Origin of the sequence: Mesorhizobium sp. SARCC-RB16n (genome assembly GCF_008520305.1) — a bacterium.
Lineage (GTDB): Bacteria > Pseudomonadota > Alphaproteobacteria > Rhizobiales > Rhizobiaceae > Mesorhizobium.
On the sequence record NZ_ML703268.1, the window covers coordinates 117039 to 131755 of the forward strand.

Annotated in this window: 16 protein-coding genes; 10 read left to right on the top strand and 6 right to left on the bottom strand. The window is 61.5% G+C overall.

Annotated features, from left to right (window positions below; translation table 11 throughout):
* Nucleotides 1–4 precede the first annotated feature (4 nt).
* From C7I87_RS15570 to C7I87_RS15610, 9 genes are all read left to right on the top strand, one after another.
* Nucleotides 5–787 carry an ABC transporter substrate-binding protein gene (locus C7I87_RS15570; RefSeq protein ID WP_149905040.1) on the top strand — a complete coding sequence of 261 codons (783 nt, stop codon included), beginning with the start codon at nucleotides 5–7 and terminating at the stop codon, nucleotides 785–787.
* A gap of 64 nt (nucleotides 788–851) precedes the next feature.
* Entirely contained in the window at nucleotides 852–1499 is a 648-nt protein-coding gene (locus tag C7I87_RS15575; RefSeq protein ID WP_149905041.1) for an amino acid ABC transporter permease, read from the top strand.
* 12 nt (nucleotides 1500–1511) lie between these two features.
* A complete protein-coding gene (locus tag C7I87_RS15580; protein WP_149905042.1) occupies nucleotides 1512–2171 on the top strand; it encodes an amino acid ABC transporter permease in 660 nt (219 codons plus the stop codon).
* Nucleotides 2168–2932: an amino acid ABC transporter ATP-binding protein gene (locus tag C7I87_RS15585; RefSeq protein WP_149905043.1), complete on the top strand. Its 765-nt coding sequence runs from the start codon at nucleotides 2168–2170 to the stop codon at nucleotides 2930–2932. Before C7I87_RS15580 ends, C7I87_RS15585 begins: the two co-directional genes overlap by 4 nt.
* 8 nt (nucleotides 2933–2940) lie before the next feature.
* Entirely contained in the window at nucleotides 2941–4581 is a 1641-nt protein-coding gene (locus C7I87_RS15590; protein ID WP_149905044.1) for a N,N-dimethylformamidase beta subunit family domain-containing protein, read from the top strand.
* 1 nt (nucleotide 4582) lies between these two features.
* Entirely contained in the window at nucleotides 4583–5968 is a 1386-nt protein-coding gene (locus C7I87_RS15595; protein ID WP_149905045.1) for an aminotransferase family protein, read from the top strand.
* A gap of 5 nt (nucleotides 5969–5973) precedes the next feature.
* Nucleotides 5974–6903 (top strand): 3,5-dioxohexanoate:acetyl-CoA acetone transferase, encoded by a 930-nt coding sequence (locus tag C7I87_RS15600; protein WP_149905046.1) that lies wholly within the window; start codon nucleotides 5974–5976, stop codon nucleotides 6901–6903.
* A 9-nt stretch (nucleotides 6904–6912) separates the two neighbouring features.
* The gene (locus tag C7I87_RS15605; protein WP_188393855.1) at nucleotides 6913–7431 is read left to right on the top strand and encodes a GNAT family N-acetyltransferase; all 519 of its coding nucleotides are present in this window, start codon (nucleotides 6913–6915) and stop codon (nucleotides 7429–7431) included.
* Nucleotides 7428–8456 (top strand): histone deacetylase family protein, encoded by a 1029-nt coding sequence (locus C7I87_RS15610; protein WP_149905047.1) that lies wholly within the window; start codon nucleotides 7428–7430, stop codon nucleotides 8454–8456. The genes C7I87_RS15605 and C7I87_RS15610 overlap by 4 nt, the downstream gene beginning before the upstream one ends.
* Before the next feature lie 15 nt (nucleotides 8457–8471).
* Here C7I87_RS15610 and C7I87_RS15615 read toward each other — a convergent pair whose 3' ends face one another.
* The 5 genes from C7I87_RS15615 to C7I87_RS15635 form a co-directional block, all read right to left on the bottom strand.
* On the bottom strand, nucleotides 8472–9740 hold the full coding sequence (locus C7I87_RS15615; RefSeq protein ID WP_188393856.1) for a cysteine desulfurase-like protein: 1269 nt from the start codon (nucleotides 9738–9740) through the stop codon (nucleotides 8472–8474).
* A 48-nt stretch (nucleotides 9741–9788) separates the two neighbouring features.
* Nucleotides 9789–10856, bottom strand: a complete 1068-nt coding sequence (locus C7I87_RS15620) for an aldo/keto reductase (RefSeq protein ID WP_149905048.1) — start codon at nucleotides 10854–10856, stop codon at nucleotides 9789–9791.
* A 118-nt stretch (nucleotides 10857–10974) separates the two neighbouring features.
* On the bottom strand, nucleotides 10975–11436 hold the full coding sequence (locus C7I87_RS35975; protein WP_149905218.1) for a hypothetical protein: 462 nt from the start codon (nucleotides 11434–11436) through the stop codon (nucleotides 10975–10977).
* Nucleotides 11437–11816: 380 nt separating this feature from the next.
* Nucleotides 11817–12032 carry a hypothetical protein gene (locus tag C7I87_RS35245; RefSeq protein ID WP_188393858.1) on the bottom strand — a complete coding sequence of 72 codons (216 nt, stop codon included), beginning with the start codon at nucleotides 12030–12032 and terminating at the stop codon, nucleotides 11817–11819.
* A gap of 16 nt (nucleotides 12033–12048) precedes the next feature.
* Entirely contained in the window at nucleotides 12049–12555 is a 507-nt protein-coding gene (locus C7I87_RS15635) for a DUF1993 domain-containing protein (RefSeq protein WP_149905050.1), read from the bottom strand.
* 141 nt (nucleotides 12556–12696) lie between these two features.
* Between C7I87_RS15635 and C7I87_RS15640 the strand changes: the two genes are divergently transcribed.
* Nucleotides 12697–13749: a DUF1176 domain-containing protein gene (locus tag C7I87_RS15640; protein ID WP_149905051.1), complete on the top strand. Its 1053-nt coding sequence runs from the start codon at nucleotides 12697–12699 to the stop codon at nucleotides 13747–13749.
* A 27-nt stretch (nucleotides 13750–13776) separates the two neighbouring features.
* On the opposite strand, the gene C7I87_RS15645 is transcribed toward C7I87_RS15640, so the two are convergent.
* Nucleotides 13777–14685, bottom strand: coding sequence for an alpha/beta hydrolase family protein (locus C7I87_RS15645; protein ID WP_188393859.1), 909 nt, complete (start codon nucleotides 14683–14685; stop codon nucleotides 13777–13779).
* Nucleotides 14686–14717 lie beyond the last annotated feature (32 nt).

The window sequence follows — 14717 nt, forward strand, 5'->3', positions numbered from 1 at the left end:
TCAGATGAACAAGGTATTTTCCGGCATCGCGGTTGCCGCGCTGCTGCTTGCGTCGACCTTCACGGCCGTTTCGTCCAGAGCCGACGATCTCGAAAAGATCAAGGCGGCGGGCGAACTGAAGATTTCCATGAGCGGGCAGTATCCGCCCTTCAACTTCGTCAACGACCAGAACGAGGTCGTCGGCTTCGACGCCGACATCGGCAAGGCCATCGCCGAACGCATCGGCGTCAAGGGCATCATCATCACCGCCGCCTGGGATGGCATCATCGCCGGCCTGCTCGCCAACAAATACGACACCGTCGTCGGCTCGATGACGGTCACGCCGGAGCGTGAGAAGGTGGTCGATTTCGTCGGCCCCTACTATCACGCCGGCCGCGCGGTCTTCGTGAACCGGGATTCCAAGGTGCAGAGCCTGGACGACCTCAAGGGCAAGACGCTTGGCGTGACGCTGGGCGAGACGCACGAGAAATGGGCGCGCGCGCAAGGTGGCTGGGACGTCCGCACCTATAAGGGCTTGCCGGAATTGTTGCTGGAATTGAAGGCGGGCCGTGTCGATGCCATCGTCGTCGACAACATTCCGGTCATGGTCGCCGTCAAGGAAACCGGCGAGAAGGTGCGCAAGCTCGACACGCCTGACATCGAAGGCGGCAGCGTCGCCATCGGCATCGCCATCCGCAAGGACAATCCGGAGCTCAAGGCCGCCATGCAGAAGGCATTGGACGGGATGATGGCCGACGGCACTTACGAGAAGATCTCCAAGCGGTGGGTCGGCAGCGACATTCGCTGATCCCTTCCGGTTTCAGGCGGCCGGGTCGCCTGAAAACCAAACGACATTCCTTCTGGGCCAACCCATGGATTTCTCCTTGATGAGCCGTGTCTTCCCGTTCTTCGTGGAAGCGGCGTTCGTGACGCTGGAACTTACGGTGCTGGCCCTGGTTCTGGGGCTAGTTGCCGCCGCGCCGGCCGCAACCGCTCGGATGTCGAGATCGGCAATCCTGCGGACCATCGGCACCGTCTATGTCAGCCTGTTTCGCGGTACACCCTGCCTGATCCAGCTGTTCGTGCTCTATTTCGGCGGGCCGCAGATCGGCATCAACCTGGACCCGTTCGGGGCTGGCGTGATCGGCCTTGGCCTCAACATCGGTGCCTATATGGCGGAATCGATCCGAGGTGCGGTGATGGCGGTCGATCGCGGCCAGACTGAGGCTGCCCGCACGATCGGATTCAGCCGTTTCCAGACCTTGCGCAAAGTCGTACTGCCGCAGGCCGCTAGGCTGATGATCCGGCCGCTCGGCGTCAACACGGTCGCCTTACTGAAGGGTTCCGCGCTGGTGTCCACCATTTCGGTGGTGGAGCTGACCTATACGGCGCAGCGTTTCATCGGCTCGACCTACAAGCCATTCGAGATTTTCGGCGTCGCGGCCCTGCTTTACATGATCATGGTCTACGCCGTCGCCCGCATCGTCGACTTGCTCGACAAGCGCTTTGCCATCATCTGACCGGGGAGCGTGATGCAAGGTCTCGATTTCAGCGTTGTCGTGCCCTACTGGGACCTTCTTCTGACCGGCGCCTGGTGGACAGCCGTGCTGACGGTCTCGGCTGGAGCCCTCAGTTTCGTCTTCGGCATCCTGTTTGCCGTCATCGTGCTCTATGCGCCGGCGATCATTGCCTATCCCGTACGCGCCTTCATGTGGGTATTCATGGGTACGCCGCTGCTGCTGCAGCTTTTCCTGATCTATTTCGGACTGGTGCAGATCGGCATCGATATCCCTGCCCTTGTCGCAGGCATTGTCGGACTTGGCTTCCACTTTGCCGTCTATAACGCTGACGTCATCCGCGCGGGCATCGTCGCGGTCGATGTCGGCCAGACGGAGGGCGCGCGCAGCATCGGCTTCGGCAAATGGCAGGCGCTGCACTATGTCGTGATACCGCAAGCCGTCCGTAACACGGCGCCGCCGATCGGCAGCAACCTGATCGCGTTGTTGAAGGAGTCTTCCATCGTCTCGGTCATCGGCATCGCGGAACTCGTTCACTCGGCGCAACTGGCGATCAGCGAAACGTTCCGCCCGTTCGAATTCTACATCACGGCCGCCGCGCTCTATTACATCTTGAACCTTGTGCTGGAAGCGGCCTTGCATCGGTTTGAACGGCACGTGGAGGTTTCTCGATGAGCACGCAGTGGCCAATGGTGGAGGTTCGCGGCGCACGCAAAGCTTTCGGCGCGGTCGAGGTTCTCAGAGGCATCGACCTGTCGGTCCAGCGCGGGCAGATCGTGGCGATCATCGGGCCGAGCGGTTCCGGCAAGAGCACGCTGCTGCGCTCTATCAACCATCTCGAGACGTTGAACGGCGGTGAAGTCTGGCTGGATGGCGTGCAGGTCAACCAGAAGCTGCACGGCCAGGCCTTCGAGCGGCACATCAACAAGGTGCGCCAGCAGATGGGCATGGTGTTCCAGCACTTCAATCTGTTCCCGCACCTGACGGTGATCCAGAACATCACCATGGGGCCGGTGATCCTGAAAGGCATGCCCAAAGCCGATGCCAAGGCGTTCGCGCAGAGCCTGCTGTCCAAGGTTGGGCTTGCCGACAAGATCGACGCCTACCCCTCGCGGCTTTCGGGCGGCCAGAAGCAGCGTGTGGCGATAGCGCGGGCTCTGGCCATGCAGCCCAAGGTGATGCTGTTCGACGAGGCCACCTCGGCGCTCGACCCGGAGTTGGTCGACGAGGTCAACGCGGTGATGAAACAGCTTGCCGCCGAACACATGACCATGCTCATCGTAACACATGAGATGCGCTTTGCCGGCGAAGTCGCCGACCGTGTGCTGTTCATGGATGGCGGCGTGGTGGTGGAAGAAGGCCCGCCGGCCGACATCTTTCGCGCGCCGCGGAAGGAACGCACGCGCACCTTCCTCAAGAAATATCTTTCCGCCTGAGCAAGATGATGACCAGATTGATCACTGAATTTCCCGATTTCGGACTGACGCCCGAGCAGCGCCGTCATGCCGTGCGCGGCCACTATTACGAATGGCCAGGCATGGATGGCGAGCGCGGCGAGATCTGGTGCTATAGCGACCGGTTTTCGTACCGTACCGGTGAGACAGTTACACTGCACATCAGCTCGACCGCTCCGTCCTTCGGCATGACGATCGTTCGGGACGGCGGCACCGAGACGAAAGTGTTCGAGAAGTCGGGCATCGCATCGCTCTGGCAGGACAGTCCGGACCAATGCTCGGCCGAAGGCTGCGGCTGGGAAGCCTCCTTCGAGTTTCGCGTGGGAAGTGACTGGCCGTCCGGCGCCTACCGCGTGACGCTGACCGCGGACGGACGCGACGGCAAGCCGATCCAATCCCACCATCTGTTCATCGTCAGCCCGCAGTCTGGCAAGAAACCCGGCCGTGTGCTGCAGGTGGCGGCGACGGGCACCTGGCTTGCCTACAACACCTGGGGCGGTTCCAACCATTATCAGGGCATCACCGGACCCGACCGGGACCAGTATTCGCCCATCGTGTCGACGCAGCGCCCCTGGTGCCGCGGCTTCGTCGTGCTGCCCGGGGATGCGCCGCGCGTGCCGCTGGAGGTCGCGGTGCTGCCGAAGACCGTGCCGCGCTACCCGCACATGGAATGGGCGCTCGCCACCGGCCATTCGAAGAAATACGCCTCGTCGGGCTGGGCCAGCTACGACAGCCATTTTTTTCGCTTTGCCGAGCGGGCTGGTTATGATGTCGACCTGACAAGCCAGCATGATCTGCATTTCTCGCCTGAGATTCTCGACGGCTACGATTGCGCGGTCTTTGTCGGCCATGACGAATACTGGACCTGGGAAATGCGCGATGCAGTCGACAACTATGTCGAGCGCGGCGGCCATGCGGCGCGCTTTGCCGGCAATTTCATGTGGCAGACGCGGCTCGAGGACGAGGGCCGTCGGCAGGTCTGCTACAAATACCGCGCCCGGGCCGAGGATCCCGCCTATCACGGCGGCGACGTGACACGCGCCACCAATTCCTGGGAAGCGCCCGAAATCGGCCGGCCGGGTTCAGCCACCTTCGGGCTCAATGCCACCCGTGGCCTTTACGCGGGCTGGGGCGGCTGTGCGCCGCGCGGCATCCGCGGTTTTCCAGTCTACCGGCCCGAGCATTGGGCCTTCGCCGGCACCGGCATCTATTACGGTGACCTGCTCGGCGCCGACAGCCATGTCTATGGTTATGAGGTCGACGGGCTCGAATTCGAGCTACGCGGTGGCCTGCCCTACCCGACCGCGTCCAGCGGTGCGCCCGATGGCTTGCAGGTGCTGGCCGTCGGCATGGCAAGCCAAGTCGAAGAGAGCGCCGACATTCCGGTCGAGGACCAGTTCCTCACCGACGAGGATGGCCGCTTCAGCGCCGAGACGCTGTTTGGCGACAGAAGCAACGCCAATCTCGAAAAGGTCAAACGCAGCAATGGCATGATCGTCAATTTTCCACGCGGCAAGGGCGAAGTGTTTCACGCCGGAAGCTGCGAATGGGTTGCCGGCCTGCTAAGACAAGACCCGATGGTCGAACGGGTTACCCAGAATGTCCTCGATCGCTATCTTGGAAAGTCCTGACATGTCGAAAGTCCAGCCTGCCATTCAAGACACCGACGCCCGCCGCCAATCGCATTTGTTCTACCTATCCAGCCTGCGCCGGCCGCTGATCGACCGCGCCGAAGGCATCTATATGTGGACGCAGGATGGCCGCCGTTTCATCGACGGATCGAGCGGTCCGATGGTCGCCAATATCGGCCATTCCAACCGTAATGTGCTCGATGCGATGAAGCGGCAGATGGACCGCGCCACCTTCGCCTACCGACTGCATTTCGAAAACGAGCCGGCCGAGGAGCTGGCGCGTGAACTTGCCGGTAAGCTGCCGGAAGGCATGGACCGCATCTTCTTCGTCTCCGGCGGGTCGGAGGCTACGGAATCCTGCATCAAGCTGGCGCGGCAATGGGCGGTGGCCACCGGCCAGGCGAGCCGCTGGAAGGTCATCACGCGCTTCCCTTCCTATCATGGCGGCACGCTGGGTTCGCTTTCGATCACCGGCGACGACGCACTGGCCGAAAGTTTTACACCGATGATGCGGGTGATGCCGACCGTGCCGGCACCGACCGCCTGGCGCGACCGCGACAATCTCTCGATGGAGCAGCGCGGCATCCGTTACGCCGACATGCTGGAGGAAAAGATCCTCGCCGAAGGTGCCGAAAGCGTCGTCGCCTTCATCATGGAGCCGATCGGCGGCGCAGCGACCGCAGCGCTTGTCGCGCCAGACAGCTACTACGCGCGCATCCGCGAGATCTGCGATCGCTACGGCATCCTGCTGATCCATGACGAAGTGATGAGCGGGGCCGGCCGCACCGGCAAATTCCTCGGCGGCGACCACTGGAACTGCAAGCCTGATATCGTCGCGCTGTCGAAGGGGCTGGGATCGGGCTATGCGCCGCTCGGGGCATTGGCGGCGCCGATGCGGCTGGTCGAGCCACTGCTCGCCTCCGGCGGCTTCCAGCACGGCCACACCTATGCCGGCAACCCGCTCGCCTGCGCCGCCGGGCTTGCCGTGCTTGGCGAAATGGACCGGCTCGACCTGATCGCCAATGCAGCTGCCATGGGCGACGTGCTGATGGACGGATTGAAGGGTCTGGCGAAGCGCTTCCCGTTCATTGCCGATGTGCGCGGCAAGGGCCTGCTGACAGGCGCCGAAATGGTCGCCGATCCCGATACGCTAAAGCCGATCGACCAGAGCAAGAAAGCGACGCAACGGCTGCTCGACCTCGCCTATGAGCGCGGGCTGATCATCTATGGACGGAGGGTCAAGGGCGGCGTCGACGGCGACAATTTCATGGTCGCGCCGCCGATGATCGTCACCAGCGAACAGGTCGGCGAGATCATCTCGATCATCGGCGATTCGCTTGAGGTCCTGGCCTCCGAGCTCGACCTGCCAGTTGAAGGCCGGGGGTAGAGGAAATGGCGCCGCGAAAAGTCATCATCACTTGCGCCGTCACAGGCTCGGTGCACACGCCGTCGATGTCGCCCTATCTGCCGGTGACGCCGGACCAGATTGCCGCGAACGCCATCGCGGCGGCCGAGGCCGGCGCCTCGATCCTGCATCTGCATGCCCGCGACCCCAAAGACGGACGGCCAACGGCCGATCCGGATGTCTACATGCAATTCCTGCCGCGCATCAAGCAGGCGACGTCTGCGGTCATCAACATCACCACCGGCGGCTCCTCGCTGATGACACTGGACCAGCGGCTTGCTGCACCGCTGCGCGCCGAGCCCGAAATGTGCTCGCTCAACATGGGCTCGATGAATTTCGCGCTGTTCCCGATGCTGGACAAGCCGCGGGAATGGCAGCACGAATGGGAACCGAAGCTGCTGGAAGCCACCCGCGACACCATTTTCAAGAACACCTTCGCCGACATGGAGGGTGTGCTTGAGAGGCTGGGCAAGGGTTGCGGCACCCGCTTCGAATTCGAGTGCTACGACGTCGGCCACCTCTATTCGCTGGCGCATTTCCGAGACCGTGGCCTGGTGTCGGGGCCGCTGTTCATCCAATTCGTGCTTGGCATTCTGGGCGGCATCGGCGCCGATCCCGACAATCTCATCCACATGAAGCGCATCGCCGACAAATTGTTCGGCGACAGCTATCAGTTCTCGGTGCTGGCCGCGGGCCGCAACCAGATGCCGTTGATCTCCATCGCTGCGGCCATGGGCGGCAACGTGCGTGTCGGTCTGGAAGACAGCCTCTACGATGGCCGCCAGTTGGCGAAGTCCAACGCTGACCAAGTGCGCCGCATCCGTGGCATTCTCGATGGGCTGTCGCTGGAGGTTGCCACGCCGGCCGAAGCGCGCGACATGCTGGCGCTCAAGGGCGGCGACCGGGTGGCTTTTTGAGACAAGACCGTGACTAATCCAGCCTCCAATGATGTCATCCTCCGCCCCGGCACCATCGATGACGTCGAAACCATCCACGGGGCGATCCTGAAGCTCGGCACCCATATCGGCGCGCCCGAGGAAATCATCTCGACGGCCGACGATCTCAGGACCTGGGGCTTTGGCGCAAAGCCCGCCTTCTCGACCCTGATTGCCGAAGTCGATGGCGAATTCGCCGGGCTTTGCCTGCATTTTCCGATCTTCTCGACCTGGATGGGGCGGCCTGGCGTCTATGTGCAGGACCTTTACGTCGAGGACCGGTTTCGTGGCCGCAAGGTCGGCGAACGCCTGCTGCGGCGCGTGGCGGCCGAGTGCCGTAGGGATGGCGGCGTGTATCTGAGACTGTCCGTCGACACCGACAATGAGGGCGCCAAGGCCTTTTACGAGAGGCTGGGCATTGCCTGGTCGAGCTACGAGCAGACGCAGAAAATCATTGGCGAGGCTTTTTTCGCCTTCGGCGACGCGCCGGAAAATGGAGAGCAGGAATGAAAGCCTTCTATGCGCCGGAGCAGAAGCGGCACGATCCCAGGGCCTTTCTTTCCAGCGGTGCGGCGCAGCCCAACCCTGAAAAACCGGAACGCGTCGAAAGATTATTAGCCGGCGCAAGATCGGCCGGCTACACGATCGAGCGACCGCGCAGTCATGGGCTTGGCCCGGTCTCCGCCGTGCATACGCCCGAATATCTCGACTTCCTCGAACATATTTTCGAACGCTGGCAGCGCATCGATGGGGCTTCGGCCGAGGTCATTCCCAATATCCACCCGATCGCCCGCAACGGCTCCTATCCGGCCTCCGCCGTCGGTCAGGCCGGATACCACATGGCCGACACCGCTTGCCCGATCTCGGGCGAGACATGGCAGAGCGCGCTGTGGAGCGCCTGGAGCGCGGTTGAGGCGGCGGAAACGGTGATGGCCGGCGCTTCCGGCGCCTATGCGCTGTGCCGACCGCCTGGCCATCACGCCTTTGCCGATGTCGCCGGCGGCTTCTGCTTTATCAACAATTCGGCCGTCGCGGCACAAATGCTGCGCAGACAGGCGGCCCGCGTAGCGATTCTCGATGTCGACCTGCATCACGGCAACGGGACGCAAGGCATCTTCTACGCGCGGCCTGATGTGCTGACTGTCTCGCTGCATGCCGATCCGGTGCGCTTCTACCCGTTCTTCTGGGGCCATGCCGACGAGCGCGGTGAAGGTCCGGGACTTGGCTACAATTTTAACCTGCCGCTGCCGCGCAAATCCGCGAATGCTGCGTTTCTCGAAGCGCTCGGCGTGGCGTTCCAGCGTATCCGCGCCTTCTCGCCTGACGCGCTGGTGGTGGCACTCGGCCTCGACGCCTTCGAGGGCGATCCGTTCGGCGGGCTTTCGGTGACGACGCCAGGCTTCTCACGTATCGGGGAGGCCATCGCCAGTCTCGGCCTGCCGACGGTCATCGTCCAGGAAGGCGGCTATCTCTGCGACGAACTCGGCGACAATCTCACCGCCTTCCTCACCGGTTTTGGCGGCAAGGCGCGGTGACAATTCAAACTCGCGTCAGGAGCGTTGCTGCCTGAGCATGGCAATCACCCGGTGCACGCTCTCCAGCGTTTCGTCGATTTCGGACGCCGTATTGTAGTGCGCGATGCCGATGCGCACGACACCTTGCTCGGCCGGAATGCCGAGTTGGTGGACGATCTCCCAGGCATAGTTGTGGCCCGACCACAGGAAGATGTTTTCGGCGTTCATTTGCCGCACAATGGTCTCGGGAACGATGCCATCGACGGTGAAGGAGACTGTCGGAACACGATCGACGAGGCGTTTCGGATCGGTGATGCCATGGATGGTCAACCCCGAAATATCGGACAGGCCATCGATCAACCTTTGCGCCAGCGGATTTTCGTAGGCGATGGAAATTTCGAACGCCTTGGCAATCCTGCGCCTTCTTGACCCACCCTCGCCGGCCGAGGCGCCGAGATCGGCAAAATAGTCGACAGCGGCGGTGAGCCCGGCCATCAGTTCGATCTGCGGCGTGCCGAGTTCGAAGCGCTCCGGCAATCCATCGGACGAGCAGCGGCATTTATAGGCTTTCAGACCTTCGATGACCTCGCGCCGGCCCCACAATATGCCCATATGCGGACCGAAGAATTTGTAGGCCGAGCAAATCAGGAAATCGCAGCCGAGTTCCTGCACATCGATCAGGCCATGCGGCGCGAATTGCACGGCATCGACATAAACCAGCGCGCCGGCCTGTTTTGCAATTTGGGTCAAGGACTTGACGCGATTGATCGAGCCGGTGAGATTGCTGGCGTAGTTCAGCGCCACCAGCCGTGTCTTCCCGGACAGCAGACCTGCCAGCGTTGCCTCCTCGACCTGCCAGGTCCTTTCGTCGAACGGCAGCCAGCGCACGACGAGGCCAAGATCCTCGGCCAGTTGCAGCCAGGGCGACACGTTGCCCTCGTGGTCCATGCGGGTGAGGATGATCTCGTCGCCTGGCTTCATCGTGCGGCCGAGCGTTCGCGACATGTGGTAGGTCAGCGTCGTCATGTTGGCGCCGATGACGATCTCCTGGGGGCTCGCCGCGCCAAGGAAATCGGCCATCGCCTGATGCGCATCATCAACGACCTGCTGCGCCGCGATCGTCGTTTCAAAATAGCCGCCAAGATTAGCGTTAGTCGTCAACAGGCAGCGCGAGACCGCATCGGCCACCGCCTGAGGCACCTGCGTGCCGGCAGGATTGTCGAGATAGATACGCCGGCGTCCTTTGTCGGTCAGCGAGAGAGCGGGAAATTTTCCACGCACGGCCTCGATCGAAAAATCCACCATTGTCTCCATCCCTTTACTGTTGCTCGACAATTCCGCAGCTAGGCCCGGTCAAGGACAGGGATTGCCGACCCTCTGGTGAACCGCATCCACCGCCTTTTGCATCTCTTCAGTCCAGATGATATCAACAGAAGACAGCGCCATATCGAGCTGTGCAACCGATGTCGCGCCGACAATGTTCGACGTGACAAAAGGCCGGCTTGAGACATAGGCATTGGCAAACAGCGCCGGCTCCAGGCCGAAAGAGCGCGCCAGTTGATTGTATTCGAGCTGCGCTTCAGCGGCATTGGGCGTCTCATAACGCTGACCGCGATTGAACAGCTGCGAGCGCGAACCTTGCGGGCGGGCGCCATGATCGTATTTGCCGGTCAGATAACCTTGCGCCAGTGGCGAATAGGCGAGCAGCGATACCTCTTCGCGCTCGCAGACCTCCGCGAGGTTCACCTCGAAGGTACGGTTGACGAGGTTGTAGGCGTTCTGGATCGAGGCGACGTGCGGACCGATCCCCTTGTCGGCCTCTGCAAGGAAGCGCATCAGGCCCCACGAACTCTCGTTCGAAAGGCCGAAATGGCGGATTTTTCCTGCCTTCACCAGTTCCTCGAACACCGCAAGCGTCTCGGCGATCGGCGTCTCGCCGGCCGGCGCGCCGACAGAATCGGCACGCCGCGCCACCGCGCCAACGCGCGTCGGGTTGGCGCCCCAGGGAATGTCTCGTTCCGGCCAGTGGATTTGATAAAGGTCGAGATAGTCCGTGCCGAGCTTGGCCAGCGACTTGTCGATGGCATCAAAGATATCGGCCCGCACCAAATGCGAGGACCGGTCGCCGCGAAACCATGCATTGGCCGTGCGGCCGACGACCTTCGATGCAAGGATCACCTTATCGCGATTGCCCTTGGCCTTCATCCAACTGCCGATGATCTTCTCGGTCCGCCCTTGCGTCTCCGCCTTGGGCGGGATCGGATAGAGTTCGGCGGTGTCGATGAAATTGACTCCGCGCGAGAAGGCCAGGTCCATCTGGGCATGGCCTTCGGCCTCGGTGTTCTGCTGCCCCCAGGTCATCGAACCAAGGCAAATCTGGGTAACAAGAAGATCGGTCCGACCGAGACGGCGTTTGTGCATGGAATTCTGCTCCGGGGGGAGAGTATGCGCGGCTGCGCCCGAGGAAATCGCATCTTATAGGAAAAGCAGGCGCGCTCTCCAAGCCTTGCCAGGCCGACTTTTGCGTGAGCAGGGACGGTTAGCGGCGTGCGGCGACCACGGCGCGGCGCTTGGCCTCGTCGATCAGCATGTTGGCCACCTGCATGCGGATCATCGCGCGCTGGCGCAAATGCGGGGCAACGCGATCGGGATGGTTGGCGAAAGCGAAGCTGCGGCGCATGCGACCGAAATCGGCAACGCCTTTGGACTGATTCAGTCCCAGTTCGACTGCAATCGATTCAGGATCGATTGGCGGCAATTTTTCTTCCGGCTTCGGCTCTTCGCCAGCCAGGGCCAGCCTAGCCTGTTCAAGCAAGGCGGCAAATTCGCTGGCCAGATCAGCACCGGCCTCGCGATATTCCGCGGCGGATACCTTGATGCGGCCGGAATAGAGTTCATCGGCGACCGAGAGATAGTCGAACGGGATGGATGGGCGCGCGCCAGTCTCCGCGCCCTCGATGCAGTCGTCTTTGTCGGAGGCAACGAAGAGGTCCTCGAGCAGCGACGCGAAATCGCGCTTGGCGCTGGTAACGATGTCAGCCTCCCGCTTGCCTGACTGTCTGAATTACCGAGCATAGAACCGGCTCGTTAAAAATACATGCCGCCGGTCTTAAAGAATTTAGCCGTCGCGAGGATTGCTATCGAGAATCAACACTCCTCAACAAAAAGCCGGACTGCACGAAAGTGCAGTCCGGAAATTCGCCAGGAGTGGCGAGGAAAAACCGGCCATGTGCCAGCGTCCAAGCCTACGGTTCGCGCTGCGTGAAAGTTTCACGGGGCCGCAAAAAAATTTCATGAAAATCATCCCGACATGGCAGGTATGCAAATGCTGCACTGCACAATCGTCACGATTCAGCTATATTGTGTGACGTGGAGGACCAATCAGGAGCCTGAATCATGGGTTTCTTCACTGAAATGTTCGCCCGGCCGCGCCCGCAGGAACATCAGAGATATCGCGCGGCGCTCGCGCTGCTCCATTCCATGAGCAATGCCGAGCGCGCCGACGTCGGCATCAAGCCTGCCGATTTCCCGCGCATCGCCCGCGAAATGTCTATCCGCTAAAAATCCTGCGAGATGTCCTGGATCGATCCAGGACATCTCGCACGTCAACTCCTCAACGCGATCCCAGGAACGTCGCCTTGCCCAGCGGCACGCCATTGTGGCGAAGGATGTCGTAGGCGGTGGTGAGGTGGAAATAGAAATTGGGCATGGCCAGATGCAGCAGATACTGCATGCCACTCAATGTGGTGTCCCGGCCCCCCAGCTTCAACTCGATCATCCTTTCATCCGACCCGTCGATATCGGCGGCCGAAAAGGTCGCCAGATGGGTCAATGTCTTGGCGATCCTTGCCTCGAGATCGGCAAAGCTCGCCTCATTGTCTTCGTATTTCGGCACTTCGCGGCCGGCCAGCCGTGAAGGCGCACCCTTGGCATGGTCGGTTGCGATCTGCACCTGCCTGGCGAGGGCGAACATGTCGGGCGCAAGCCGCGCCGTCAAAAACACCTGCGGATCGATCTTGCGGTCAAGCGCATTTTGTTCGGCTGCCGCCAAAACGCTGGAAAGTGCTTTCAGCCTGGCTGAAAACACGGGCACGGATGCCTCATACATCGATATCGTCACGTCAGATCTCCTGTCCGGTCTGAGCGCCGGCGGGAGGGAGGTAGCGCCTCTGCGCACGATTCTTCAAGCGCGGCAGACACCGCGTCACCACGTCGCCGCAATCGCCATGGTAGAATCTTCGTTATCGAGCGGAGATTCCCGATGAGACGCGTCCTTCTCGCAGCGACTGCCCTTCTCTCCCTTGCCACGACAGGCCAAACGGCTTTGGCCGCCAGCGATACGCCCGAAGCGCCTTACGTCGATGATCGGTCGAGCGCGGATGCGGTCGTTCGCTCTCTCTACAGCGCCATCAACCGGCATGAATTTGCCCGCGCCTGGGGATACTATGGCGATACAAAGCCGACTAAAGACTTTGACAGTTTCGTCAAGGGCTATGACGGCACCGACAAGGTCGAGGTCGCGACCGGTGCGGTTTCAGACGAAGGGGCCGCCGGCAGTATCTACTACAACGTGCCCGTCGCCATCCGTGCCACCGACAAGAACGGCGGCGAAAAGGTCTTTGCCGGCTGCTATACGCTGCGCCAGGTGAACGGCCAAATTCAGGCGGCACCGCCTTTCGATCCGATTCACATCGAAAAAGGCGCACTGAAACCTTCCACCGCGGGTTTCGAAGAGGCGCTGCCGCCGAGCTGCGGCGAAGGGCCGCCGCCGCCGAAGAAGGATGCGGCGCTGGAGCAGGCCAAGAAGGCCTTTCTGGCTGGCTATGCCGACCAGTGTGACAAGAACCTTCTAGCCAACGAGCCGGAAAGTTTTTCGATCAAATACAGGGACAAGGACGCGGCCGCGAGCGATCCCGACCGGGAAACGCGGCTTTTCCATTTCGCCTGCTCTGCCGCGGCCTACAATGAAAACTCCATCTACTACATGAGCGATGATGTATCTGGTGTGAGGCAGTTGCAGTTCACCGAGCCTGAGATGGATATCCGCTACGTGAACAACGACAGCGAGGGCAAGGTCGAATCCATGCATATTGTCGGCTTCCGGACGACAGGCTGGGCGACCAATTCCGACTATGACAAGGATGCCCACACGATCAACACCTTCAACAAATGGCGTGGCGCCGGCGATGCCTCGTCGTCGGGCACCTATCTGTTCCGCAACGGCGATTTCTCGCTGGTCCAGTATGATGTCGATGCGTCCTATGACGGCGAGCAGAACCCTGAGACAGTTGTCGACTACAACACTGCGCCCTGAAATCCCCCGGCTTCCAGCCAGCGTCGATCAAGGCGCCTTCGACAGCATCCAGTTGAGCGTTCCACGCCAGTCGGCCATGCGGATCGGCGTGCCGTGCGTGCCGGTTTCGAAGCGGACGAAGCGGGTCGGATAGGTCTTCGACTTGGCCAGGATCGAGCGGAAGAAGGCTTCCTGGTTGGCGACGGGAAAGACCACGTCATGGCTGCCCTGGCCGAAGAAGACCGGCACACGGCGTTTGAAGGCGGGGCTGGCGAAAAAGCTCTCATCCCATAGCGAACCCAACAGCAGCAAGCCGTTGATGCGGCTGCCGGTGTCCTTTCGTCCCGCAAGTTTCCAGCACAGCGCACCGCCCATGGAGCCGCAGGCGACGAAGATTTTCGCGCCCGGGGACTGTTCGGCATAGTGGTCGATCAGGGCCGCGATCAGCGCTGCGCCCTTGTCGCCGAAATCAGGAAAATCCGGAGAGATATAGAGCCCGCCATTGCCGGCCATCAGGTTCTTGAGGCGGTTGAAATTGCCGCCGAAGGTGAAGTCGTCGACGCCTTGCTTGCGGCTGCCGCCTTGCCCGTGCAGATAGAGCACGATGACGGCGGCGCCTTGCGTCTTGCCGACGGCGACATGCCTGACATCGCCAGCATCCGTCTTCAGCATCAGATCCTGCTGCACTTTGCGCACGCCGGTGTCGGTATATTGCGGATGCACGCGCTTTTCCGGCACCTCGTCGCGTTGGTTGATGTCGCGCATCTCATGGTAGTCGAGGACCGTGTAGGCGCCATTGGCGTCGGATGAGAGCGTCGCCGGATAGGCGAAGAGATCGTCCTTGAAGGGTTTTAGCGTGAGAACATCAGCGTAGGCTGCGATCGGAAATATGATTGCAGCCAGAAAGGCCGGGAAAGCGCGAGGTAAGCGGCGGCGAAGCAAGAAAGGGAATGCCATACCAAAGGCATGCGGAATACAGGCCGGGTTTG

What these genes read in the sequence shown, in the direction of transcription:
- C7I87_RS15570 (WP_149905040.1), top strand. Translation starts at nt 5, where the DNA reads ATGAACAAGGTATTTTCCGGCATCGCGGTTGCCGCGCTGCTGCTTGCG.
- C7I87_RS15575 (WP_149905041.1), top strand. Translation starts at nt 852, where the DNA reads ATGGATTTCTCCTTGATGAGCCGTGTCTTCCCGTTCTTCGTGGAAGCG.
- C7I87_RS15580 (WP_149905042.1), top strand. Translation starts at nt 1,512, where the DNA reads ATGCAAGGTCTCGATTTCAGCGTTGTCGTGCCCTACTGGGACCTTCTT.
- C7I87_RS15585 (WP_149905043.1), top strand. Translation starts at nt 2,168, where the DNA reads ATGAGCACGCAGTGGCCAATGGTGGAGGTTCGCGGCGCACGCAAAGCT.
- C7I87_RS15590 (WP_149905044.1), top strand. Translation starts at nt 2,941, where the DNA reads ATGACCAGATTGATCACTGAATTTCCCGATTTCGGACTGACGCCCGAG.
- C7I87_RS15595 (WP_149905045.1), top strand. Translation starts at nt 4,583, where the DNA reads ATGTCGAAAGTCCAGCCTGCCATTCAAGACACCGACGCCCGCCGCCAA.
- C7I87_RS15600 (WP_149905046.1), top strand. Translation starts at nt 5,974, where the DNA reads ATGGCGCCGCGAAAAGTCATCATCACTTGCGCCGTCACAGGCTCGGTG.
- C7I87_RS15610 (WP_149905047.1), top strand. Translation starts at nt 7,428, where the DNA reads ATGAAAGCCTTCTATGCGCCGGAGCAGAAGCGGCACGATCCCAGGGCC.
- C7I87_RS15615 (WP_188393856.1), bottom strand. Translation starts at nt 9,740, where the DNA reads ATGGTGGATTTTTCGATCGAGGCCGTGCGTGGAAAATTTCCCGCTCTC.
- C7I87_RS15620 (WP_149905048.1), bottom strand. Translation starts at nt 10,856, where the DNA reads ATGCACAAACGCCGTCTCGGTCGGACCGATCTTCTTGTTACCCAGATT.
- C7I87_RS35245 (WP_188393858.1), bottom strand. Translation starts at nt 12,032, where the DNA reads ATGTCCTGGATCGATCCAGGACATCTCGCAGGATTTTTAGCGGATAGA.
- C7I87_RS15640 (WP_149905051.1), top strand. Translation starts at nt 12,697, where the DNA reads ATGAGACGCGTCCTTCTCGCAGCGACTGCCCTTCTCTCCCTTGCCACG.
- C7I87_RS15645 (WP_188393859.1), bottom strand. Translation starts at nt 14,685, where the DNA reads ATGGCATTCCCTTTCTTGCTTCGCCGCCGCTTACCTCGCGCTTTCCCG.